This window comes from Staphylococcus sp. 231237_7MaSpsaltlick (assembly GCF_043107035.1).
Genome location: NZ_JBICNX010000001.1, coordinates 250,164 through 273,069 on the forward strand (window position 1 = coordinate 250,164; position 22,906 = coordinate 273,069).

The following is a 22,906-nucleotide window of genomic DNA, read 5'->3' on the forward strand; positions in this document are numbered from 1 at the left end:
TGTTTTGAGTTATATCATTTAGTCTATTTTATATGATTGAAACTACTTACTAATTAATTGGAGTTCAATCGCTAGCGCCCCGTAAGCCAACTCGTCGGTTTGTGAGTATATCTGGTAAATTGATGCTAATTTTTGTGATAATTGTATATTGTTGCTAAAGCCAGTCACTTGATTAGAATAATGATTCAACAGTGCTTGAAAAGAGGTGAACACTTCAGTTCCAATAACCTTAACTGTTATTTGTTCCGTCGATTTTAAATTTGTAAAAGTAATAAAATCCCCACTTTGTATTCCCTGTCTTTTAGTATCATTTAACCTCACTTCAACGGTCTTTATACCTTCTCTTACTAATTGAAATGGTTCATCATTTAATCTCATCGAATGTTCTATAAGGCTCACGCTCCATTATTATAAATTTTCTTGTTCTTGTTCAATTTTACGTTTACTTTTCAACATAAACACACTGATTAAACTAATAAATGAAATAATTACTGCAAACCAAAAGGCTGCATGATAACCACTTAATAACGCTTCGTGTTGTATTTGCATAGTCATTTCTTTTTTACCCATGCCTTTGTAATCGCTCATATTAGGTGTGAAATCTTTTGCTACTTGACTCATGATTGTAATTAAACCTGCTGTCCCAATTGAAGCAGATATTTGTTGCACCGTGTTAGTCATAGATGAACCATGGGCGTTCATATCGCGAGATAATTGATTCATTGTATGCGTCATTAATGGCATTAACCCAAGTGCAATACCAATCATACGAATCGCATAAACGGTTGCTAACACTGCTGCAGAAGTATTTTCATCCATTATAACAAAATATGATGTTGTAATTACTACGATAAGCATACCGATAAACGCTAATATTTTCGCACCATACTTTTCATATAAAAATCCTGAAGCTACAGACATAATCCCCATTACGATTGCGCCAGGCAATAATATCAATCCTGATTGAAGTGCTGAATCATTCATTATATTTTGAACAAACATTGGTAGTACAGTCTCTGAACCTATCATTGATATCATTGTGAACGCCATAATAACAATACCTACTGCGAATTGACTATTTTTAAATACTGAAAAATCAAGTAACGGTGTTTCTAATCTTGTTTGACGGAAAATAAAAATCGCAACAAGAATTATACCACCTATAACTGATGTTAATACAATGGGATCATTCCAACCATCACGTGAAATTGAACTTGTACCATACAAGAGTCCACCAAAACCTAATACCGATAAGGAAATGGATAATATATCAATCGGTGCTTTCCTATTTGTCCCTACGTTTTTCACAAACTTAAATGCACCTATAAACGTCAATGCTGCAATTGGAGCAACTACGTGGAACAATGAGCGCCAATCAAAATATTCAACAAGATAACCAGATAAAGTAGGCCCAATTGCTGGAGCCAATCCAATTACTAGTCCAAAAGTCCCCATATATTTACCACGTTCATGTGGTTCGAATATATCTAGTATAGTTGTCATCATTAAAGGCATCATAATACCTGAACCAAGTGCTTGCACAATTCTTGCACTTAATAAAATCGTAAAGTTCGGGCTAAAGCCCGCAATAATCGTACCGATAAAGAATATTGAAATTGCTGTTAGAAATACTTGTCTTGTAGAATAGCGCTGTATCACCATCGCTGATAATGGTATAACGACACCGTTTGTTAACAAGAATGCTGTAGTTAGCCATTGTACTTGCGTATAATCTATATTAAAGTCTTTCATTATACTTGGTAATGCTGTGGTCAACAATGTTTCATTTAAAAGTCCAAAGAAACCACCAAACAACATCATCAATATCATTATTATTTTAGTTTTTTGAGTCATTTTTATCTCCTACATTTCTTTAAGTTTAGCCTCTGAGAAATTAGCCACATTGGTGCATTATACATATAATTTTCAAATATAACATTAAAAATACTCAAAAATATTGTAATTTTTACATCTCATTAATAAAACTGATCTTTTCGAAATAAATCGTAATAATTCCTATTTACATTTTTGTATATTTCCTCCATAATGACTTTTGTGAAGGAGGTCATGTCAAATGAAATTAGATTTACAAACCGCTCGACGTAACTTGAATAGCCCAAACATTAAAACTAGAAAACGTGCGCGCAAGATTATTCAACAGCATAAGCGTAATAAATAATTCATCAATTCCTATTTATTACAAATCATTAATTTGGTAGTGATATCCCTAATATTAATATAGTTATTAAAAAGATTTGATAAGCCCAATCTCAATTATTAAATAACTAAACAATCAAATATACAAATGTTAATACACATACAAAAGGTCCAAGGGATGAATAAATGCCTTGAACCTTTTACATAAATTTTATTTATTCCTTTAATTATAAATAATACTTATCTATTACTTGTAAATCATCTGTCAGTTCATATATTAATGGAGCGCCTGTTTTTATTTCATAGCCAATAATATCTTCGTCAGAAACATTTTCTAAGTATTTAATTAGTGCACGCAACGAATTTCCATGTGCTGAAACTAGCACTGTTTTACCATCTAAAAGTTGTTGTGAGATTTGGTCATTCCAATAAGGTATTACTCTTATTAATGTATCTTTCAAACTTTCTGATTCAGGCATAACTCTTCTATCTAAATGTTCATATTTTCTATCATTTAAATAATCATTTCTTTGTTCTTCACCTTGCTTAGGTGGCGCAACATCATAAGAGCGTCTCCAAATATGTACTTGTTCTTCGCCAAATTTTTCACGTGCATCATCTTTATTCAAACCCTGCAAATCACCATAATGTCTTTCATTTAGTCTCCAAGATTTTATAACTGGAATGAACAATTGATCAGATTCATTTAAAAGATGAAACGTAGTCTTAATCGCTCTTTCTAGTAAAGAAGTATATACAATATCAATTTCGATACCTTGATCCTTTAATTTCTTACCAGAAGTAATGGCTTCGTTTTTACCTTGCTCAGATAAATCTACATCTGCCCACCCTGTAAATAAATTTTCAGCATTCCAGACGCTTTGTCCATGTCTACATAAAATTAATTTTGGCATATTATTCCTTCTTTCATTAATTAAAATATAATTTTTCTGATTTTTACAGAAATGTTACAGCGAAAATAATTTATGAAATATATCATAAATGCAATCATAAAAGCATTTACGAATTTATCTTGCTTCTCTATATATTAAAATTATAACAATTTACACACATTTTTGAAATAAATGTCTTCTTATATTCACAAAAGATACTTTATTTTTATTTCACTGTAACCTACATGCACTTTTATGATGTTATAGTTGTAAACGTTGAATTAAGAAAGTAAGTATAAGCAAGTAAATAAAACAGATAATTATAAGAAATATATAAACCTGTATAGTTCGTTTTCGTACACAGGTAAAATCAATTAGGAGGATTTTTAACAATGAAAAAATTATTATTAGCATCTTTCGCGTCGATTACAATTGCAGCAACTGGATTTGGCGTGAGTTCAAATGTATCAACAGCTGACGCAGCTGAAACACCTGTACAACAAACAACACAATCAACAAACGATGTATATGATCAATTTATTGAAGCAGGCGGTACTAAAGCTTTATGGGACAATATTGTAATGCCAGAATCAAGTGGCAATCCAGATGCTGTAAATGAATTAGGCTATAGAGGTTTAGGACAAACTAAAGAATCTTGGGGAACTGGATCAGTTGAAGAACAAACAAAAGGTATGATTAACTACGCCGAAGAACGTTATGGTTCGGTTGACGCAGCGATTGACTTCCGTGTAGCTAATGGCTGGTGGTAAGTATTACACCTGGTTTCTAGGTTTAAATATATATAAGTAAGCGAATGGGTCATAGGACTCATTCATAAAAAAGGGACTAATTCCATATTAATGATATGAGATTGGACATAAATCCCGGAAAAATAGCACTCAGATGATTTGATTCTATTCAATTCATCTGAGTGCTTATTTTTTATTCAATACTTCGCATTGTTGACTCGCTTTCTTAGGGGACAACTTCAGACTGTAGTCTTTAGCTTGCGTTGTTCCCTCATGAGCCGTGCCAAAACACGTCGCATTCATATGTAATTTTACATTAAAATACTAAAAAATAAGGCCCTTACGTAAAATTTAATAAACACTACTTAACTATATTAACGAGGACCTTATATATAAATTTTATAACATCGCTCAACTAATATTATCAATTGAAACTTCTGTTTTAACCCACTACAACGCAAAATACTATATTAGCTTTTAACGTTGTTTCTATATAGCAATTCAGTTGTCTGAAATTGATAAATTATATTTTTTTATTATAATAATAGATTTTACTGTATTGATGCAGGTTCGGGATGTACATAGACAGACGATATACCTTTACCATGCATATGTTGTTCCACTTTATCACAAATATGATGCGCCTCTTCTAATGATAAATCTGAATCTACAACGATTGTTACATCAACGAAAATACTACTACCATGATATCTACCTTTAATTGTATGGACATCAATCACTTCTTCAATGTCTAATACATAATTCTTATATGCTTCTAGCTCCTGTTCATTAAATCCATCACTTAATGTAAATATAGCTTCTTTGAAAATACCGAAACCTGTATATATAATAAGCAAACCTAAAACAGTTGCTAGCAATGTATCTATGATCGGTAAACCAAACTGAGTAAATACTAAACCTATTGCGGTACCAATACTAACTAAAGCATCTGATAAATTATCTTTGGCTGCTGAATTAAGTGAACTACTGTTCGTACGCTTTGCAAGCTTTTGGTTGATAGTAAAAACGGCTAACATAATCAAACCACTAATAACACTGACATAAATCGTGACCGCATTTGGTGTACTGTGTTCATTTGAAAATACATTCGGCAGATTTTCAATTACTACTTGAATACCAACAAACATAATAATAAACGAAACCAGTAATGATGAAATATTCTCAGATTTTAAATGACCATAGGGGTGGTTTTTGTCTGCTGGTTTAATAGAAATTTTCAAACCAATAATAACTGCTAATGAAACAATAATATCTGTCATATTATTGATACTATCAGCCCTTACCGCTGCCGAATCATAGATATACCCTACTATAAATTTTAAAATAGAAAGTATAATATAAACGATTAAACTCAGATATGCACCTTTTTGTGCAAGTTTTAGATTCTCACTTTGTGTCATGTGCTACATCCACCTTAATTGATATTGGATTATATATTATGACCTATCACAAGCATATTTACAACATTTTTTATTATAAAATTATTTAATATTTTTTAGTTAATTATTTTTTTAGCCATTCCTAAAACATACTGTTAAATTGTGCAAAAATTAAAATTATAAAGTTGAAAGTCCTGATGTATCTTCAAGCTTTTCTATTAGTGTCCTACTAGTTCTTTGGTTATATAGTAGTATTAAATAAAAAGAGCATTATCATAGCCACTCCAAAATACAGATAGGACAACTAATAATGCTCAATAATCAATGTCATTTCCTCAAAATTTAATTTGATGTCAGTCTCTTAATATATATTTAGATAATACAAACGTAATTGGTATAGTAATAATAAGCCCAGCAAATGGTGCGATAACAGATGAAATGTGGAACCATTGTACAAATATATATAATAAGATGGTTTGCATCCCCATATTAACTACTTGAGTTAATGGGAATTGAATAAATTTGCGCCATGTCGGTTTTACTTTGTATACAAAATAACAATTTAGATAATAAGAGACTATAAAACTAACTATAAATCCACTGATATGGCTGACTAAATAATTTATATCAATTAACTTTAATAAAAATAAATAAATTACGTAATAATTAAAGGTGTTAATTCCACCAACAAGAATAAATTTTATAATTTCATATTGTGTCTTGGTTAAATCCATCAATTTTCTCCTTTGTGTGCCAATCTAAAATCTCCATACTACAATAAAATATAATTTGTTTACCAAGGTGAAATACGTATAAATATATATTGCTTATAAATCAGTATTTCATCATAATAAATTGTATTATATATTAAAAATAATATCTCGAATAGTGTGCACGTATTAAATATGTAACTTTGTCATTGCATTTATATTCACGTGTGCGATAATAATCTAGTTACTAAACATTCAATTTTTCTTTATTATAACGTAACTAACTGTGCTTAAAGGAGTACTTTATATGGATAAAATTACCAATCGCCAACTGCCTTTGATGGTCATTATTATGTTAGGTATTATGACTACTTTTGGACCTTTAACAATAGATATGTACGTACCGTCACTACCAAATGTACAGAGTGATTTTGGAGCAACTACCTCACAAGTACAACTTACACTGTCGTTTGCTATGATTGGGCTTGCAATTGGACAATTTACTTTTGGCCCTCTATCTGACGCGTATGGGCGTAAGAAAATAGCCTTACTTATTATTTCAATATACGTCATCGCTTCATTAATAGCGGTATTTACAACATCGCTTTCACTTTTACTAATAATACGCCTTATACAAGGGCTAACTGGGGGAGGCGCCATCGTTATTGCCAAAGCATCCATTGGCGATCAACACAAAGGGAAATCTCTTGCTAAGGGATTAGCCTCTTTACTAGTCGTTAATGGGATTATCACTATCCTTGCACCTTTAATTGGTGGATATGCTTTAAGTGTTTCAAATTGGAAAGCAATATTCCTAATTTTAACCGTTGTTAGCTTTGCAATATTAATTTTTGCATTCTTCAAAATGGAAGAAACGAGAGATACAGATCTTACAAAACTTAATTTTCCCTTAATATTTAAAGACTTTGGATATTTACTCAAGAAACCAGCGTTTATCATTCCAATGCTCTTACAAGGATTAACTTATGTGATGCTCTTTAGTTTTTCCTCTGCTGCACCATTTATTACACAGAAGATATACGATATGACACCGCAACAATTTAGTGTTTTATTTGCGTTAAATGGTATCGGCTTAATTATTATGAGTCAATTAACAGCCTTACTCGTAGAATATATGAATCGCTATCTTCTTCTTGTATTATTGACATTAATACAGATTTTAGGCGTTGTGTTAATTATATTCGTGCTTATATTCCACTTACCATTATGGGTATTAATCATCGCATTTTTCCTTAATGTATGTCCTGTAACTGGAATTGGTCCACTAAGTTTCACATTAGCTATGGAATCAAGAACTGGTGGCAGTGGTAACGCATCGAGTTTACTCGGTTTATTCCAATTTATTTTGGGCGGGATTATGTCCCCTCTTGTAGGCTTAAAAGGTGAATACAGCGTTATGCCTTACCTTATTATTCTAGTAATTACTACTATATTAATTATTTTATTAGAAGTATTATTAAAATCTATCTTAGTTAAACATAAAGCATAAATTCTAAAAGCCAACATTTTAGAGTGTATAGAATAACAAACTAACAATGCTAACAAAACCGATTAACTAGTCAAATACGACTGGAATGGAAAGCTATATGTAAATTTCATTTCTATTCTAGCCAATTATATGGGGCGAGCTTACAAAATCAAGTTTTAAATTTTTGATTTTTAGCCTGCCCCTATTTTAATTAATCTATTTTTAATTTAAACAATTGGTAACCATATTTCTGTAATATAATCTTCAGCTCTAATTTCCCCTTCTTTATAAAACTCAAAAAATGGCGCATTTCGTAATTCATAATCTAATGATGGTAAGATATATCTATTAATAGATTCCATAGCTTTTTTTATAGAACCTGGTACTGGACCTTCAGCATCAAACACAATGTATCTCCCGCCTGCTATTTCTGTTTGTTGCCAAGTTGCATTAGTATCATCACTAGTAACCCCAATTAAATAATGCATTTCCCCATTATCGAGTGGTTTACATAAACCTAAGAGACCTAGTAAACGTTCGTTACCTAATTTTAATAAGTCGTGTTTTTTACCACTTTCATCAAAATCCATCCAGAACATAAAAATATTTTCTTGTGCTTTTTGTCCTGTAGCATATTCTCTTTTTTCTCCCACTACAGATAATGTTGGTAGTGTTTCTATTCTATGGTTCATATGTAATCCCCCACATTCATTTTTCTGTTATTATAACCAAAACATCATAGCAATATCTATTCTAAGCTATTAACAGATTGCTTAAGCATCTTAATAGGTATTTTTTAAGAATAAATATATAATAAATGAAATGTAAAGTTGCTTCGTTTTTACATTGGAATAAAATCATTAGGGAGAGCGTCATCATGAAATTAAATATATTACCTGTTAAGCCAATCAGTCAGTTGTTTCCAATACCAATGGTTATGGGCTGTGAAGGGGTATCTACAGCAATGATGTTACAGTTTAATCAGCATAAAATACCAGCTACTCAAATAATGAAACATTGGCCTAAACATAAAAATAATCCTTATAAAGGATACGTAGGTCATCACTTATGGATTAAATGGGGGCACCATCAAACTATTTTCCCTTCTGCCCTCGTCCCACATCTAAAGCGCTATGATCAACATATTATAGATAGCACGGGGCAATCTTTAACGGATTTATGTGCAGTTTTAGATAGTGGTCAACCTGTTGTTATTTATCATACCGTACTCGGACAACGACCATTGCGTCGTACTTATAAATTAGATAATCAACCAACTAAATTAGTTTCTAATATCCATGTTACTTTACTCATTGGCTATGATGATAATCATTACTACTACATCGACCCCCTATGGTCACATATAGGAAAATCAATTGTATTTCCAGCACTAATACCTAATAAATACCAAGTAATAAAAATTAGAAAATCAAAGTTAGCACAAAGTTACAACGCACCAGGCCGTTTGAGCTTTCATATACAAACGTAATTATTTTTTGAACGCTAAATAAAAATCAGTTACTTAATAAATGGCTATATCAGGTGCTTCAATATGTAGTTACAATAAATTTAATAATAAAGAAGCGACCATGTTATCTTTATGGTCGCTTCTTTTCACTATATGTTAATGGTATATAAAGCGTGATTAATTTCTTGCGCTATATTATCAGAACGCCATTCTCTTTGATAACCCAGACATGAACAAATATATGTTATCCCCTGTTCTTCAAAGACATTTCTAAAATGGACATGTCCCATAATGCTGTATCGAATATCATATTGTTGATAAATCGCATCAAAATCAGAAGTCCCAATAAAAGCATTAAAATAATCAAATATTCTATGAGGCATTGGTACGGCAAACCTAGGGTGTGTCACAATATGCGTCATTAAAATAATATGTTTATGTTTCACTTGTTCTATATCTTTAATTGTTTGTTTTGCTGCAATCGTCGATAGCTTTCTATCTTCCATAGGCCAATCTATTTTAACTTTGTCTTGCCAAGTTGCGCCATAGTATTTTCTACGAGCTATACGCTCAAGTGAAAATTCTGGACTTGCGTACGTATAGTCATACCAACCTGTATTACCAACAATCGCCCATGAGTCATTGAGATGGTAAGGGTTACCTATCAAACACGCTTCCATATTCATATAGTAATCTAAAATTTCAGCGGACGATGCATCCGTATCTGTAGCCCAAAAATCATGATTTCCTGGAATAAATAATATTTTTATATGTGATTGAGTCTCTACATCATAGATAAACTTATGCGTTAATTTATAATTATTAGAAATATCTCCTGCAATAAGTAACAGTTCTATTTTTCGTTTCTGTATAGCATTTACTAATTCGTGTGTATAATCCTCTGGTGTTAATCTCTTGTGGCGATCAATATGCAAATCTGATATGACACCTATTTTCATTACTATCACGTTCCTCTATTATCTTAACACCTCTATTATGACACATTTGAATATTAACTTTTAAATCATGCGCCTATAAATTAATAAGTATTGAAGTCAATTGTTTTTTAAAATTACTATCTATGCTTTTGTGATAATGGTAATATAAAACAATCAAAAAAATAAGGAGTAAATATGTTATTATTAGAAGCTTTTTTAATATTTATTATAGCAGTGATTATTAGTTCAATTATACATAACAAGTTTCCAAAGATACCAATGGCTTTCATTCAAATTGGGTTAGGTGTTTGTTTATATATTCTTCCTATCCCCTTACACTTTGAATTTGAACCAGAAGTATTTATGATGGCTGTGATTGCCCCATTACTATTTGTTGAGGGCACACATGTATCTAGGTCTAAACTGTTAGAATATCGCAAACCTATTATTTTAATGGCGATGGCGTTAGTATTTACAACTGTGATAGGTGTAGGTTATTTCATTGGGTGGATTTGGCCTGAATTGCCCATGCCTGCTGCCTTCGCGATAGCAGCCATTCTTTGCCCCACAGATGCTGTCGCTGTACAAGCTATTACTAAAGGAAAAGTATTGCCTAAGGGTGCGTTAACTATATTAGAAGGTGAATCGTTATTAAATGATGCTGCTGGTATCATCTCTTTCAAAATCGCTGTTACTGCACTTGTTACTGGTGCATTTTCTGCGTTCGATGCAATAGAACAATTTATTATTTCAACTATTCTAGGCATATTGATAGGTGCAATTTTTGGCTTCATGATTGTACGACTCCGTGTTTATCTATCCATGAACAAGGGTCTTAAAGATGGTAATACAATGATATTCATTCAATTATTAACACCTTTTGTCGTCTACTTTATTTCTGAGATGTTGCACGCGTCGGGGATTATTGCAGTGGTAGTGGCTGGTTTAATACATGGATTTGAACGTGAACGATTGATTCGTGCTCAAACCGAACTACAAATGAACTATAATCAGATATGGAGTACATTAAGTTATGTTCTGAATGGCTTTGTCTTCGTCGTATTAGGTTATATTATACCTAAGGTTGTTTCTTCAATTTTCAAAGACGAACCGCAGAACATTATATTCCTGATTATTACAACATTACTCATTGCATTAGCTATTTATGTTTTCCGTTTCATCTGGGTCTTTATGTTATTCAAACAATTTTATTATCCAAATAATATCCAATCGTATCTTAATGACCAATATGAAGTGCCACCAAAACGTGTACACTACGCCTTTATTATGACAATGTGTGGGATTCACGGTACAATTTCTCTTTCTATGGCATTAACATTGCCTACTTTATTAGCACAACAACAAACTTTTACTTATAAAAATGATTTACTATTTATTGCTTCCTTAATGGTAATTATTAGTTTAGTCATGGCACAAATCGTGCTACCTATTATTACGCCTTCAGAAGAGAAAACAACATCAACCACTATGAGCTATGCGGTCGCAAAAATTTATATAGTACAGCATGTTATTAAAGATTTTAAAGCAAAATCTAAAGCACAAACGTCCACAAATTATAGTACAGTTATTTCTGATTATTTTGATGAACTATTCTTCCTACTGCAAATGACGCCAGAAGAAAATAATGCTAAAGAGGTCAAACGACTAGAAACAATTGCTGGCGAAGTAGAGACAGAAACGTTAGAACGTTTAGTAACTCAAAATAAAGTTGACCGTCAAACGATTTTGAACTATCGCTCAGCTATAGAAACATCAAGACAATTTAAAGAATCATCAGCTGTTCATAAATTTAAAGTTGTTATTAAAATGTTGATTTTAAGATGGAGAGCAAAAAAACATGAAGAGAGTTCACAGATAAAACAATTCAAATCAAATTTTCAAGAAGTAAAGAAAGTTATGCGTATCGTACATCATAATGTCACAATACGTTTGAAAGAAGAACAAACAAATGAAAATGTATTAGAAGTCAACATCGTTTTAAACCAGTATTACAACAGACTGCACAGAATTAGAAGAAATCGTAATAAGCAAAATGAAACACCTGTCACAACAAATGAAGCACATAAGTTAGAAGGGTTATATTTACAAAGAGCTTATCTTGATGAACTAATTCAAAATAAACAACTAGATGCACATGTCGCTGCACAAGTTAGAGAACATATTAATTATAATGAAATCATTTTGACTTCAAAATAAAACTACTGTCACTACATCCAATTTCACCTTGGGGTAGTGACTTTTTTACATTATTACAATATAAATATAAAGCCTTAAAATCATTTTTCAATTGTGTTAAAGTTATATTTATTAATACATTAATTGGAGGGAATATATTATGTATTGGAAAAGGCTCATTGTATTATTAGTTCCCCTATTTTTAACTGGCTGTGATTACTCTACAGACGAAGCTAAAAGCGGCTTATTTTATTCAATTTTTGTCCAACCAATCGACATGTTGTTACATGGATTAGGACATTTATACAAAGATAATTATGGTTTAGCAATCATCACAATCGTGTTACTAATAAGACTATTTCTGCTTCCTTTTATGCTTGCACAAGTAAAAAACATGCATATGATGCGCGAAAAAACAAAAATTGTTCAACCGCAAATTGACGAGCTGAGAAATAATATTAAAAATGCGAATTCACAAGAAGAAAAAAACGAAGCACAACAATCGCTAATGAATCTTTATAAACAATATGATATTAATCCTTTAAAAAATGTTCTAGGATGTTTACCTATACTTATACAATTGCCTATATTATTCGGTTTAATTATTACTTTAAAGTATCCTACAGGAGATGGCATTGATCGTTATCCAGACTTTTTATGGTTCAACTTAACAGAACCTAACCTTTGGATTTCGCTAATTGCAGCAGTAGTATATTTCTTCCAACCGTTAGTTAATGCGCGCCACTATCCTAAAGACCAAAGAAAAACACACTATATATTGATGGTTTTATCACCTATATTCATCACATATATTTCCCTACATTCTGCTGCAGCACTTGGACTATATTGGACTGTTGGTGGATTATTTTTAATTATTCAAATGCATTTTGCACATTCATATTACGGTAAACTTGCACGCAACAAAGCAAATCACCTTCAAGATCAGTTAAATGAGCGTAAATCGATTTAAATGTATTTAAAATTTTGTTATTTAAACACTTAATATTTTTGCTTTTTATAATTTATTTGAATTGAAAAATTTCTTTTTTCAAAATAATGATGCTATAATAACATCAATTTAGTATAGTAAGGGGGCTTTCTATGGATTTTACAATTAGAGAGTTGACGGAAGAAGATCGTCATGGTAAAGCCAATGTCCATTACGAGAGTTGGTTAAAAACGTATAATCACATTTCTGAAAACGACTACTTAGAAAATCTTGATAAAGAACAATTTATTAAGAAGTCCTCTATACACGATCTTCCTACCTTAGTAGCAACCGTCAAGGGAGAGATTGTAGGGTTTATCACTTATGGTAAAACAAAATCTATTTCAGAATCTGACAATTGGAGTGAGATATACGCGTTGTATCTTTTAGAAGCGTATCAACGTCATATGATTGGCTATGCTTTAACACAACGAGCACTAGAGCTATCTTATCCAGATAACGTGACACTCTGGGTTGTAGAAGAAAATACTAACGCTATTAATTTCTACGAACAAGTTGGATTTAAAAAAACGCCATATAAACAACCTACTTTCTTCGGCAAAACATATAACGAAATTCGCATGGATTACACACGTACTGAACACGATAATTAAATTCAACACAAATAAAAAGGGGATAGGAAATCTTGTTTTAAAGATTTCCTCCCCCCTTTGTTTATATTATACAATAGAATTTGTTAACTTTTACTTTAGTGTGTTTCTCCAAGTGCGACTTTAATATCTTCGTCAGACTCAATGATAGCTTCTAATGCAGCATTTAATCCCTTTCGAATCGTTTCCACAGACATTGAAGGCTTTTCGGGTTTATCTACTACTTGTTCAGGGATAAATGGCACATGAATAAAACCGAATTTTATATTAGGAAATTGCGTTGCATGTAAGTAACCTAATTGATATAAAATATGATTACATACAAAGGTTCCAGCCGTGTTAGATAAACGTGCAGGTACACCACTCGCTTTAATAGCTTCAGTCATACGTTTTACAGGTAAGTTTGAAAAATACGCCTGTGCCCCATCTTGATGAATGCATTCGTCAATCGGTTGTTGACCTTCGTTATCTTCTATCCGTGCATCATCAACGTTAATACCAACACGCTCTGGTGTTAATTCAAACCTCCCGCCTGCTTGTCCAATTGCTAACACAACATCATAATCATATTGCTTCATACGTGCTTCAACTGCATGTTTACTTTTATGAAAGACAGTTGGTATTTCTAACTTATCTATCGTATGTCCTTCAATACTATCTGGTAATAGTTTCACCGCTTCTAATGCAGGATTAATTTCTTCTCCACCAAATGGATCAAATCCAGTTATTAAGATTCTCATTTTAAAACGCTCCTTTTTCAATTGAAATCAGTTAAAACGCCCATACATACATTAAGCCAATATGTATTACTATAAGTATCAGTGCAATCGGTGCTTGTGCTTTGATAACGCCAAATTCCTGTTTCATTTCTAATAATGCTACCGGCAATGTATTAAAATTAGCGGCCATTGGGGTTAACAAAGTACCACAGAATCCGCCAGTCATAGCTAATGCACCTGCGATAACAGGGTCGCCACCTTGTGCGATGACAAACGGAATACCAATACTTGCAGTAATTACTGTAAATGCAGCAAAAGCATTTCCCATTAACATAGTAAAAAATACCATACCTAATATATATGCAGCTGCACCTATCAAGTGATTTCCTTCTGGTAATACAGACGAAATACCTTTTGATATAACATCTCCAACTCCACTTACAGTAAATAGCACCCCTAAAGCAGCTAAAAATTGAGGTAAAATACCCACCGTACCAATTTGTTGCGTTAGACGGTCGCTATCATAAAGTACATATTTCATCTTAGGTTTAATTACTATATATGCAGCTATTAACCCTAATATAGAGGAAACGCCTAAACCTATTGCGCCACCTAAAGGCGTCCAATTGGAAACAGCGATAGCTGCAATTGCTAAGATGACAGCTGGAACAAATAGTTTATTCCCATATTTTTGGGCACCATGTAGCCCTTCTTTTTCAGTCACATCAACAATATTATTAATTGTCACTTGTTTAAATAAAGTCAGTATCCCCATCATTAAAATAAATAAACCATTAATTACGTTTGGGGTATAAGGGCCAACAATAAATGTTGCCGCTAACAAAATCCAAAATAATGCTGTGCCATACTTCTTTTTATGGGTAGAAGATTTCAAAATTCGAAAAGCAGTGTATAGTAATTGTAAACCTATTAAAATATAAAAAACTTCTAAGATATTATTTAATACTTGTTCACTCATCACGGTTCACCTGCTTTGAGTTATATTTTTTATCTAAATATTTATCAAATCTTATATTATTAAGCCAGACAAGCACTAATACAATTAAAGCTATGGGTACTGATGCCAACACTAATTCAATTGCGTCTACCTTAATGCCTAATGATTGAAATGTCCCTACCATTAATAAAACCCCTGCAGCACCGACAAATAAATTTTGTCCAAAGAAGTTTCCATAATTTTCCATTGCAGAAGTTTGTGCTTTTATTTTTTCTATGTCTGCTTCATCAACTTCATCGTCTTTCAAATTATATCTAGTTTTTAACGCCCCTTGAACCATTGGATTAATCAGTGGACGCACAAATTGAGGATGACCACCGATGCGTATTGAAGCCACGCCAGCAATTTCTCTAATTAGTAAATATATTGTCATCAGGCGTCCACTTGTAACTCGTTTCACTTTTCCTATCATGTTAGAAGCTTGTTTTTTCAAACCGAATCGTTCAATCAAACCAACCATTGGTAACGTTAATATAAATAATGTAACTAAACGATTATCAACAAACGCTTTACCTAGTGTTTCTAAAATGGAATAAAAATCTAATCCAGACACGAGACCAGTAACAACAGCAGCAATTAAAATCACTGCAATCGTATCAATCTTAAACAGGAACCCCAATATAATAATTAGAATACCAATTAACTTTAACCACTCCATAAAACCCCTCCTTATGCCTACATTATAATTTTAAATTTTCTAAATACAATAAAAATTATCGAAATTTCAATAGTTTATAACCGTTCGTCATAATTATTAGTGCTTTTTAATATTACTAATAGAAAACACTTGCACTTAAACCGGCTAGACTAATATTAATTATTCATATTTGTATATAACAAGCCAACATGAACACGCTGACTTAAACATTTGATAATATTTTTATGTTATAACAATTTGTATATAGAAAAAGGGCAACACACATAAGTGTATCGCCCAATTGATTCCATTAAAAAGACGTTGGCTGGAGTAAATCAATAGATAATAGCCATCTTCTCCTTGCCAAAGATAGAGAAGCTTATTTTTTATGGTCACATTTACTAACTAATACCAAGCTAATGATTGTCAAAATGATCATCAGCATTTGATAACCAATATTACTCCTTTCTAGGAGTGTTACTATTCTTTATAGGCATCAACCTATTTAGAATGAGATTAGCCATCATCTATCCAACTTGCTCACTTTTTTATTCTAACTTCATGTCATTTTTAACTAATGTAGCAGAGAAAATCAAAATTAATACGTTATCTAATTTTGATAGCTCTTACTATCATCAAATGATTAAATTATAGTATATTTCAGTTATTTCCAAAATAAAAGAGCTATATCCTTTTAATATCAAGGGATAGCTCTTTTACTTTAACCAGTATATTGAGTCAGTGAGACCTATGCATGAGCTTTAGCTCAAGTAAAAATGTTATTTCTTTCAATACTAATCAGTTTCGATGTGCAAGACGACGAAACTTTTTAAAATAAATTAGATTTCTATAGCCTTCTATTTAAAATAAGCATTTATATCACGAACTCATTCATCACAATTAAAATAACTCTCGACATTCTATAAATTACAACCATTTTAATTCTGAATCAGCAACATTACGTGATGGTAATAATGTTTCTATCACCAGGATAATTGTACAAATTAACGAAATTATATTTAATGATACAGCAACACTATTGATTTGAATAATATCAAAGGTAATATTAACAAATATAGATAGTACAATTAGTATGATTGCTGTTGCGCGTTTTCTACCGGCATCATAAAATCTACGCAATGTAATTGCAAACATTGGTACGATTATCGCTAAAGCAAATATACCCACAAAAGCTGATAATATTGCCGCTACAATAAAGATACCCGTAATAAAGCAAACGATACCGATGAGCGCAATGATGAATATACTAATGATATGAATCAATACCGGTGTCCAAAATTCTAATCTGTTTGATTTGCCATTAAAATCTATATATTTTCTCCAAAAATCTTTATACGCCTCTAGCATGTGCTTACCACTCCATTTTCTTCTTGTGGAACTTTTAAAGTACATATACATATATTCACTAATATATCGTAATACCCTATTTTTTAAAACTTATACTAAAAATATTAGTAAATTTAAAAACATTATATCAAATAATTACTTATTTTGTTTTAAATATATGACTTTACGATACGAGTTAATACGTATGGCAATTCTATAAACGCACTATTTTTATGTAGTCTTTCACTTACTTTATGTGCATCTTTACCGATTGGTCCACAGAGTATGGTTGGCGCACTAATAGCTTGTATCGCTTCAAAAGGAATCGAATAAGTTTGATTAAAATTAGGTGCATTTTGTTGATAAGTAATTATTTGAGACATGTCGCCTGAAAAATTCAAATAACTACTATCACTAATGCCATTAAAATAATGAACACGTTCACTGTTACGTTGAAATTGTTCTTGTAAAGTTTGACGGACCAATTCTATAGTTTCCTCAACTTTTGCATCATAAGACGTATTAACTGCTGGATAATAAGGCGTTGCAAAAAAAGTAACGACCGCTGGCGCAATGTTTCTACAGATTTGCATTAATCTATCTGTCACTTTAATACTTTGTAAATGTAAATCCTTAGTTTGTCGTATCACTTCTCTTATTTCTTTATCTATAAATGCTTCACCATGATGTTTGATCGCATATGTTTTCAATTGCTCAAATGTCAGTACATTAATTTTAGTATCAAAAGGAATATTTTCGCTTTCTAAAACCGATAACCAATCACTTTCACAACGTTCTGTTGCTTTTATTACTGTATCAATAAATTGCCTATATAAGTCAGCAGGTTTCTGTTTGAAAAGGAACATATTAAATAATGCCATTGTTCTAAATGGTGTTTGTACATCGTATGTTTGCTTAATATCTCTTGTCATTAATAAAACAGGCAAAGGTGTCGTTTCATTTTCAAATGCTTCTTTAAATATACTATTGTATTCTACCGCTTGATTAATATAACTCATCATAAAATTAGAGCTCAAACCATCCATTGGGTTGCCTACATGTGTCTCTTTGCCATAACACAATACACCTGGCATTATTTTTCCAATAGAACCAGAATATATATAATGTTGTTCATCTGCACTAGCTTGTTGGAAAGTAGGTTCACTGTTTAAATGAAGCTGAATATCTAAATGATGTTGTTGTTTTAATCTAGCAATGGTCTCTACAGCTTTGCGCATACCCGAGGAATTCACTTCTTCATCTGGTACTGTGACTAGAATTAAATTGATATCCCAGTCTTCGATACTTGCTTGTTCTATTAAAGACAAATGCAACATTAAACCTGCCTTCATATCCATTACGCCACGTCCAAACAAGTATGTATCACGATTTAAATCTTCAATAGCATCTTCACTGAGATAACTATTGTTTTCTTTAAAAATAGTTTTTAACGCATCTGGATTAAAAGCATGTTTACTATACGGGCCAAAGTCTTCTACGCCTACAGTATCAAAATGACTGATTAGAACAATAGTTTTTCTAGAAGTAGGTGCCTTATAAAACGCTACAACTGCTTCTTTTTCATCTTCAGTCCGTTCAAGTAATATATGAGATTGATGCTGTTGAAAATAATTTAATTTTAATAGTAAATCTTTTACAAAATTAGGAAATGTAGTCTCACCTTCTGTATTAGTAATCGTCTCATGCTTAACTAAACTTTTTAATAAATTCAGTCTATCTTCATAAGTTTGCCATAGTTGCTGTGACACATAACCCCTCCTTATGTAAACGCTTCCTTAATTATAATATGTTTTTCATTTCATAATCAATATATTCTCGTCAAAAAGCTTGGTGAATTTAACATCCATGCACTTAATATAGTGTGAACTTCGAGTTTATATAAAAATATAATAAAAAACGGAATTACGAAATCAATATTATAAATTGATTTCGTAATTCCGGTTCGACAATAATTAATTATAATTTAAAGTTCTATAGATTTACGTTAATTATTAAATTGATTTTTTGGTACTAATATAAGTACTGCTAAAAATGCGATAATCGCTAATGCTGCATTGAACCACAAGCCAAACATTGCTCCAACTTGTATATTCGATACTACAGTCATCACGGTAAAGATAGTACCAGATAATGCGACACCAAATGAATTTCCTAATGATGATGCCATTTTATAAACACCTGATGCAACGCCAACTTTGTCTTCTGGTGCAGTTGATACTGCTGTATCTGTCGATGGTGTTGCGTACATACCTAATCCCATACCATAGATTAAATAACCTATTATACACGTTACAATATAAACTAGCGTAGGTAAAAACGTGAATGAAATTAAAATAATCCCAATAGCATTAAGTGCTGCACCAATTAGCATTGGTCTTCTTGGACCAACCTTTTGTAGCACTTTTTCTCCGACTCTAATCATTACAAGCACGGCTACTAAATACGTAATAGACATGACGCCAGATTGGAAAGAACTAAAATGTAATCCAGATTGGAAATACGTATTAGCAACAATAAGTGTCCCTGCCACTGCATTTAATAAAAAGTTAGAGATTGTAGCACCACTATAACCTTTATGTTTGAATAGTTTAAAATCTATAAGTGGATTTTTAACTTTGCTTTCATAATAGAAAAAACAAAGTGTTGAAATAATAAACACAACAATTAGTGACATGATGAATGGTGAGAAAATCCCATAATTAGATGATTCTGTGATAATCAAGTTAACACTTAGCATTGCAATAATTAAAATAATAAGGCCTACTATGTCAAATTTAGCTTGCTTTGTTTCTTCTGTTTGTATAGCTTTCGTTTCTGGTGTATGTCTCATTAAATACATCGCCATTAATGCTACAAGAATCGAAATAATAAATATTGATCTCCAACCAATAAATGTAGACATTATGCCACCAAATAATGAACAAATGCCTGTGCCTCCCCAAGAACCGATTGACCAATAACTCAATGCGCGTTGGCGACGACTACCAATATAATATTCATTGATAATCGCCAAAGTTGAAGGCATAATACACGCTGCAGATAACCCTTGGATTGCGCGTCCAACAACAAGTAATGGCATAAACCCTGGTATTATGATCAATAACGAACCAACAATACTTAATATCAATCCGATGTAGGTCATTTTCACTCTACCATATCTATCAGCCAGCCCTCCTGTTCCTACTACAAATAAACCACATAATAATGCAGTTAAACTTACTGCCACATTGATTGTTCCATAATTCGTATCAAATGATGACTCTAAATCTGGAACAATATTTACTAATGATTGGGCAAACAACCAAAATGTAATGACCCCTAAGAAAATACCGACAAGAAGTTTATTATCTCCTTCAAACGAATGTGTTGATTCCATATGCTTTTTTCCTCCTAATTTCCCGTAAACACATAGATCACATTTCAAAACAGGTATACACGCCTTTAACGCTATCCTCTATATAAACTGGAAAACCGCTAAAAAAGTCTATATCTATTTCAAAACTAATCTTTTAAGATACAATTGGCTTAAAATTATGTAATAATTATATGCAATTAAATTTATATTAATATCTACATTTTTTACAAATCCTTTTAAAAGCCAATATTAATAAAATAACACTTCACTCTCAATAATGCTAAAGAACTGCGTCAATTATGTATTTATTTACATAGTGAGTAATTTGATTCTCCACTCTAATCACTGCTATATTGGGATATTGGATATAATTTATATAAAATAATTCACATAAAACTCATTAATCTATAAAATTCTGTATAATCAACCATGTCAAACTAATAAAAAAAGGTGAAACCATGTTAAATTTATTTATCTTATTACTAGAACGCGTCGGCCTAATTATACTCATCGCATATATTTTAATGAATATTAACCATTTTAAATCGATGATGAATGACCGAGAAAAACGCCGTTCGCAATGGCAACTAATTATCATATTTGGTTGTTTCTCTATGCTTTCAAATTTTACTGGTGTACAAATTCGTGGTGATGAAATTATCAACGGCACGGTCTATAATCATTTGAGTCCTGATGCGTCGTTAGCAAACACACGCGTATTAACAATTGGAGTATCCGGGCTAATTGGAGGTCCATACGTCGCCTTAGCTGTGGCATCGATTTCTGGCATTTATCGTGTTTATATCGGGGGCGCAGATGCATACATATATTTAATTTCTTCAATTATCATTGCACTTGTTTCAGGCTATTTTGGACATAAAGCTATGCGAGCAAACAGATACCCAACAATTGTAAAAGGCGCGCTCATCGGTGGTGCTACAGAAATTATTCAAATGCTTTGTATTTTAGTATTTTCTGATAATACCGCACACGCGTGGACATTAGTGAAACTTATTGCCTTACCTATGATTTCCATTAACTCAATAGGTACAGCTATATTTTTATCAATCATACTTTCTACAATTAAGAAAGAAGAAGAAACTCGCGCAATCCAAACTCATGATGTCTTACAATTAGCTAACCAGACTTTGCCTTATTTCCGTTCAGGTTTAAATGAGCAATCAGCTAAACAAGCTGCTGAAATTATTCTGAACTTAATGCGTGTTTCAGCCGTTGCTATTACAAATCGTAAAGATATATTAACTCACGTTGGTGTTGCAAGTGATCATCATGTTGCACAAAAAGCAATTATTACGGATTTATCAAAGATTGCAATTCAAACTGGAACTTTAAAAGAAGCTTATTCAAGTGAAGAAATTGGTTGTAACCACCCTGGATGTCCGTTAGAAGCTGCGATTGTTATGCCATTACATGTAAAAAATGAAGTCGTAGGTACACTAAAACTCTATTTTACTAACAAGCATGACGTAAATTTTTCAGATAGACAGCTAGCAACTGGACTTGCAGATATATTTTCTAGTCAACTTGAGCTTGGACAAGCTGAAACACAAAATGCATTAATAAGAGATGCTGAGATAAAGTCACTTCAAGCCCAGGTTAATCCCCACTTTTTCTTTAATTCAATTAACACGATTTCAGCATTAGTAAGAATTGATAGTGAAAAAGCACGAGAATTATTATTACAGCTCAGCCAATTTTTCCGTTCAAATTTACAAGGTACACGTAATAATACCATTTCTTTAGAAAAAGAATTACAGCAGGTTGAGGCTTATTTATCATTAGAACAAGCACGTTATCCAGATCGCTTCAATGTTAGTTTTGATATCGATGATTCAAGCTATAGTGCTTTAGTGCCACCTTTTGCAATTCAAATCCTTGTAGAAAATGCAATTAAACATGCATTTAAAAATAGAAAGTATGATAATAATATTATTGTAAAAGCCCACAAAAATAATTTCGGATTAAATATTTCTGTCTCAGATAACGGTCAAGGCATACCAGTTAACAAACTTGATAAAATTGGCAAAACTAGTGTTTATTCAGATTCTGGCACAGGGAGTGCATTAGAAAATTTAAATCAAAGGTTAGATGGTTTATTTGGCTATAAAGCTAAACTTCAATTTGAATCAAATAAACAAGGCACAAAAGTAAGCTGTACAATTCCACATAATATTACAGAGGAGGAATAA

21 protein-coding genes are annotated in these 22,906 nt (G+C 32.0%); 8 read left to right on the forward strand and 13 right to left on the reverse strand.

What is annotated here, in order from left to right; translation table 11 throughout:
* Positions 1-42: 42 nt before the first annotated feature.
* On the reverse strand, positions 43-378 hold the full coding sequence (locus ACF91D_RS01255; protein WP_080750265.1) for an ASCH domain-containing protein: 336 nt from the start codon (positions 376-378) through the stop codon (positions 43-45).
* Between the two features lie 30 nt (positions 379-408).
* Positions 409-1,854: an MDR family MFS transporter gene (locus ACF91D_RS01260; protein WP_039067324.1), complete on the reverse strand. Its 1,446-nt coding sequence runs from the start codon at positions 1,852-1,854 to the stop codon at positions 409-411.
* A 220-nt stretch (positions 1,855-2,074) separates the two neighbouring features.
* Between ACF91D_RS01260 and ACF91D_RS01265 the strand changes: the two genes are divergently transcribed.
* Positions 2,075-2,179: a putative metal homeostasis protein gene (locus ACF91D_RS01265; protein WP_017722768.1), complete on the forward strand. Its 105-nt coding sequence runs from the start codon at positions 2,075-2,077 to the stop codon at positions 2,177-2,179.
* Positions 2,180-2,384: 205 nt separating this feature from the next.
* Here the strand turns inward: ACF91D_RS01265 and ACF91D_RS01270 are convergent, their stop codons facing one another.
* The gene (locus ACF91D_RS01270; protein ID WP_039067326.1) at positions 2,385-3,071 is read right to left on the reverse strand and encodes a 2,3-diphosphoglycerate-dependent phosphoglycerate mutase; all 687 of its coding nucleotides are present in this window, start codon (positions 3,069-3,071) and stop codon (positions 2,385-2,387) included.
* Positions 3,072-3,442: 371 nt separating this feature from the next.
* Between ACF91D_RS01270 and ACF91D_RS01275 the strand changes: the two genes are divergently transcribed.
* Positions 3,443-3,820, forward strand: a complete 378-nt coding sequence (locus ACF91D_RS01275) for an aggregation-promoting factor C-terminal-like domain-containing protein (protein ID WP_039067328.1) — start codon at positions 3,443-3,445, stop codon at positions 3,818-3,820.
* 530 nt (positions 3,821-4,350) lie between these two features.
* Here ACF91D_RS01275 and ACF91D_RS01280 read toward each other — a convergent pair.
* On the reverse strand, positions 4,351-5,220 hold the full coding sequence (locus ACF91D_RS01280; RefSeq protein WP_069792320.1) for a cation diffusion facilitator family transporter: 870 nt from the start codon (positions 5,218-5,220) through the stop codon (positions 4,351-4,353).
* A gap of 332 nt (positions 5,221-5,552) precedes the next feature.
* The gene (locus ACF91D_RS01285; protein ID WP_039067330.1) at positions 5,553-5,933 is read right to left on the reverse strand and encodes a GtrA family protein; all 381 of its coding nucleotides are present in this window, start codon (positions 5,931-5,933) and stop codon (positions 5,553-5,555) included.
* Between the two features lie 283 nt (positions 5,934-6,216).
* Here ACF91D_RS01285 and tcaB point away from each other — a divergent pair, with 283 nt between their 5' ends.
* The gene (gene tcaB, locus ACF91D_RS01290) at positions 6,217-7,419 is read left to right on the forward strand and encodes a putative multidrug effflux MFS transporter TcaB (protein ID WP_039067331.1); all 1,203 of its coding nucleotides are present in this window, start codon (positions 6,217-6,219) and stop codon (positions 7,417-7,419) included.
* Between the two features lie 206 nt (positions 7,420-7,625).
* On the opposite strand, the gene ACF91D_RS01295 is transcribed toward tcaB, so the two are convergent.
* Positions 7,626-8,090, reverse strand: coding sequence for a GyrI-like domain-containing protein (locus ACF91D_RS01295; RefSeq protein WP_327620746.1), 465 nt, complete (start codon positions 8,088-8,090; stop codon positions 7,626-7,628).
* A gap of 185 nt (positions 8,091-8,275) precedes the next feature.
* On the opposite strand from ACF91D_RS01295, the gene ACF91D_RS01300 reads away from it, so the two are divergent.
* Complete coding sequence (locus ACF91D_RS01300; protein WP_039067334.1) at positions 8,276-8,887, forward strand: C39 family peptidase; 612 nt, start codon at positions 8,276-8,278, stop codon at positions 8,885-8,887.
* 128 nt (positions 8,888-9,015) lie between these two features.
* Here the strand turns inward: ACF91D_RS01300 and ACF91D_RS01305 are convergent, their stop codons facing one another.
* On the reverse strand, positions 9,016-9,825 hold the full coding sequence (locus tag ACF91D_RS01305; protein ID WP_039067335.1) for a metallophosphoesterase: 810 nt from the start codon (positions 9,823-9,825) through the stop codon (positions 9,016-9,018).
* Between the two features lie 174 nt (positions 9,826-9,999).
* On the opposite strand from ACF91D_RS01305, the gene ACF91D_RS01310 reads away from it, so the two are divergent.
* The 3 genes from ACF91D_RS01310 to ACF91D_RS01320 all read left to right on the forward strand — a co-directional run bounded on the left by ACF91D_RS01310 (position 10,000) and on the right by ACF91D_RS01320 (position 13,602).
* Complete coding sequence (locus tag ACF91D_RS01310; RefSeq protein ID WP_327620747.1) at positions 10,000-12,021, forward strand: cation:proton antiporter; 2,022 nt, start codon at positions 10,000-10,002, stop codon at positions 12,019-12,021.
* A 139-nt stretch (positions 12,022-12,160) separates the two neighbouring features.
* Positions 12,161-12,970 carry a membrane protein insertase YidC gene (gene yidC, locus ACF91D_RS01315; RefSeq protein ID WP_039067337.1) on the forward strand — a complete coding sequence of 270 codons (810 nt, stop codon included), beginning with the start codon at positions 12,161-12,163 and terminating at the stop codon, positions 12,968-12,970.
* Positions 12,971-13,101: 131 nt separating this feature from the next.
* Positions 13,102-13,602: a GNAT family N-acetyltransferase gene (locus ACF91D_RS01320; protein ID WP_039067338.1), complete on the forward strand. Its 501-nt coding sequence runs from the start codon at positions 13,102-13,104 to the stop codon at positions 13,600-13,602.
* A 95-nt stretch (positions 13,603-13,697) separates the two neighbouring features.
* On the opposite strand, the gene pcp is transcribed toward ACF91D_RS01320, so the two are convergent.
* The 6 genes from pcp to ACF91D_RS01350 all read right to left on the reverse strand — a co-directional run bounded on the left by pcp (position 13,698) and on the right by ACF91D_RS01350 (position 20,717).
* Entirely contained in the window at positions 13,698-14,339 is a 642-nt protein-coding gene (gene pcp, locus ACF91D_RS01325; protein WP_327620748.1) for a pyroglutamyl-peptidase I, read from the reverse strand.
* A gap of 31 nt (positions 14,340-14,370) precedes the next feature.
* Positions 14,371-15,297, reverse strand: coding sequence for a DUF979 domain-containing protein (locus ACF91D_RS01330; protein ID WP_327620749.1), 927 nt, complete (start codon positions 15,295-15,297; stop codon positions 14,371-14,373).
* On the reverse strand, positions 15,290-15,994 hold the full coding sequence (locus ACF91D_RS01335; RefSeq protein ID WP_039067342.1) for a DUF969 domain-containing protein: 705 nt from the start codon (positions 15,992-15,994) through the stop codon (positions 15,290-15,292). Before ACF91D_RS01335 ends, ACF91D_RS01330 begins: the two co-directional genes overlap by 8 nt.
* 906 nt (positions 15,995-16,900) lie before the next feature.
* On the reverse strand, positions 16,901-17,341 hold the full coding sequence (locus ACF91D_RS01340; RefSeq protein ID WP_039067343.1) for a DUF805 domain-containing protein: 441 nt from the start codon (positions 17,339-17,341) through the stop codon (positions 16,901-16,903).
* Positions 17,342-17,490: 149 nt separating this feature from the next.
* Complete coding sequence (locus ACF91D_RS01345) at positions 17,491-19,089, reverse strand: M20/M25/M40 family metallo-hydrolase (RefSeq protein ID WP_327620750.1); 1,599 nt, start codon at positions 19,087-19,089, stop codon at positions 17,491-17,493.
* Between the two features lie 236 nt (positions 19,090-19,325).
* Positions 19,326-20,717, reverse strand: a complete 1,392-nt coding sequence (locus ACF91D_RS01350; protein ID WP_039067346.1) for an MFS transporter — start codon at positions 20,715-20,717, stop codon at positions 19,326-19,328.
* 437 nt (positions 20,718-21,154) lie between these two features.
* Between ACF91D_RS01350 and ACF91D_RS01355 the strand changes: the two genes are divergently transcribed.
* Positions 21,155-22,906, forward strand: a complete 1,752-nt coding sequence (locus ACF91D_RS01355; protein WP_039067348.1) for a sensor histidine kinase — start codon at positions 21,155-21,157, stop codon at positions 22,904-22,906.

Excerpts from the sequence above, each read along its gene's own strand:
- ACF91D_RS01285 (WP_039067330.1), bottom strand. The coding sequence starts at position 5,933 with ATGGATTTAACCAAGACACAATATGAAATTATAAAATTTATTCTTGTT.
- ACF91D_RS01275 (WP_039067328.1), top strand. The coding sequence starts at position 3,443 with ATGAAAAAATTATTATTAGCATCTTTCGCGTCGATTACAATTGCAGCA.
- tcaB (WP_039067331.1), top strand. The coding sequence starts at position 6,217 with ATGGATAAAATTACCAATCGCCAACTGCCTTTGATGGTCATTATTATG.
- ACF91D_RS01355 (WP_039067348.1), top strand. The coding sequence starts at position 21,155 with ATGTTAAATTTATTTATCTTATTACTAGAACGCGTCGGCCTAATTATA.
- ACF91D_RS01280 (WP_069792320.1), bottom strand. The coding sequence starts at position 5,220 with ATGACACAAAGTGAGAATCTAAAACTTGCACAAAAAGGTGCATATCTG.
- yidC (WP_039067337.1), top strand. The coding sequence starts at position 12,161 with ATGTATTGGAAAAGGCTCATTGTATTATTAGTTCCCCTATTTTTAACT.
- ACF91D_RS01305 (WP_039067335.1), bottom strand. The coding sequence starts at position 9,825 with ATGAAAATAGGTGTCATATCAGATTTGCATATTGATCGCCACAAGAGA.
- ACF91D_RS01255 (WP_080750265.1), bottom strand. The coding sequence starts at position 378 with ATGAGATTAAATGATGAACCATTTCAATTAGTAAGAGAAGGTATAAAG.
- ACF91D_RS01330 (WP_327620749.1), bottom strand. The coding sequence starts at position 15,297 with ATGAGTGAACAAGTATTAAATAATATCTTAGAAGTTTTTTATATTTTA.
- ACF91D_RS01310 (WP_327620747.1), top strand. The coding sequence starts at position 10,000 with ATGTTATTATTAGAAGCTTTTTTAATATTTATTATAGCAGTGATTATT.
- ACF91D_RS01340 (WP_039067343.1), bottom strand. The coding sequence starts at position 17,341 with ATGCTAGAGGCGTATAAAGATTTTTGGAGAAAATATATAGATTTTAAT.
- ACF91D_RS01260 (WP_039067324.1), bottom strand. The coding sequence starts at position 1,854 with ATGACTCAAAAAACTAAAATAATAATGATATTGATGATGTTGTTTGGT.
- ACF91D_RS01270 (WP_039067326.1), bottom strand. The coding sequence starts at position 3,071 with ATGCCAAAATTAATTTTATGTAGACATGGACAAAGCGTCTGGAATGCT.
- pcp (WP_327620748.1), bottom strand. The coding sequence starts at position 14,339 with ATGAGAATCTTAATAACTGGATTTGATCCATTTGGTGGAGAAGAAATT.
- ACF91D_RS01295 (WP_327620746.1), bottom strand. The coding sequence starts at position 8,090 with ATGAACCATAGAATAGAAACACTACCAACATTATCTGTAGTGGGAGAA.
- ACF91D_RS01265 (WP_017722768.1), top strand. The coding sequence starts at position 2,075 with ATGAAATTAGATTTACAAACCGCTCGACGTAACTTGAATAGCCCAAAC.
- ACF91D_RS01335 (WP_039067342.1), bottom strand. The coding sequence starts at position 15,994 with ATGGAGTGGTTAAAGTTAATTGGTATTCTAATTATTATATTGGGGTTC.
- ACF91D_RS01350 (WP_039067346.1), bottom strand. The coding sequence starts at position 20,717 with ATGGAATCAACACATTCGTTTGAAGGAGATAATAAACTTCTTGTCGGT.
- ACF91D_RS01300 (WP_039067334.1), top strand. The coding sequence starts at position 8,276 with ATGAAATTAAATATATTACCTGTTAAGCCAATCAGTCAGTTGTTTCCA.
- ACF91D_RS01320 (WP_039067338.1), top strand. The coding sequence starts at position 13,102 with ATGGATTTTACAATTAGAGAGTTGACGGAAGAAGATCGTCATGGTAAA.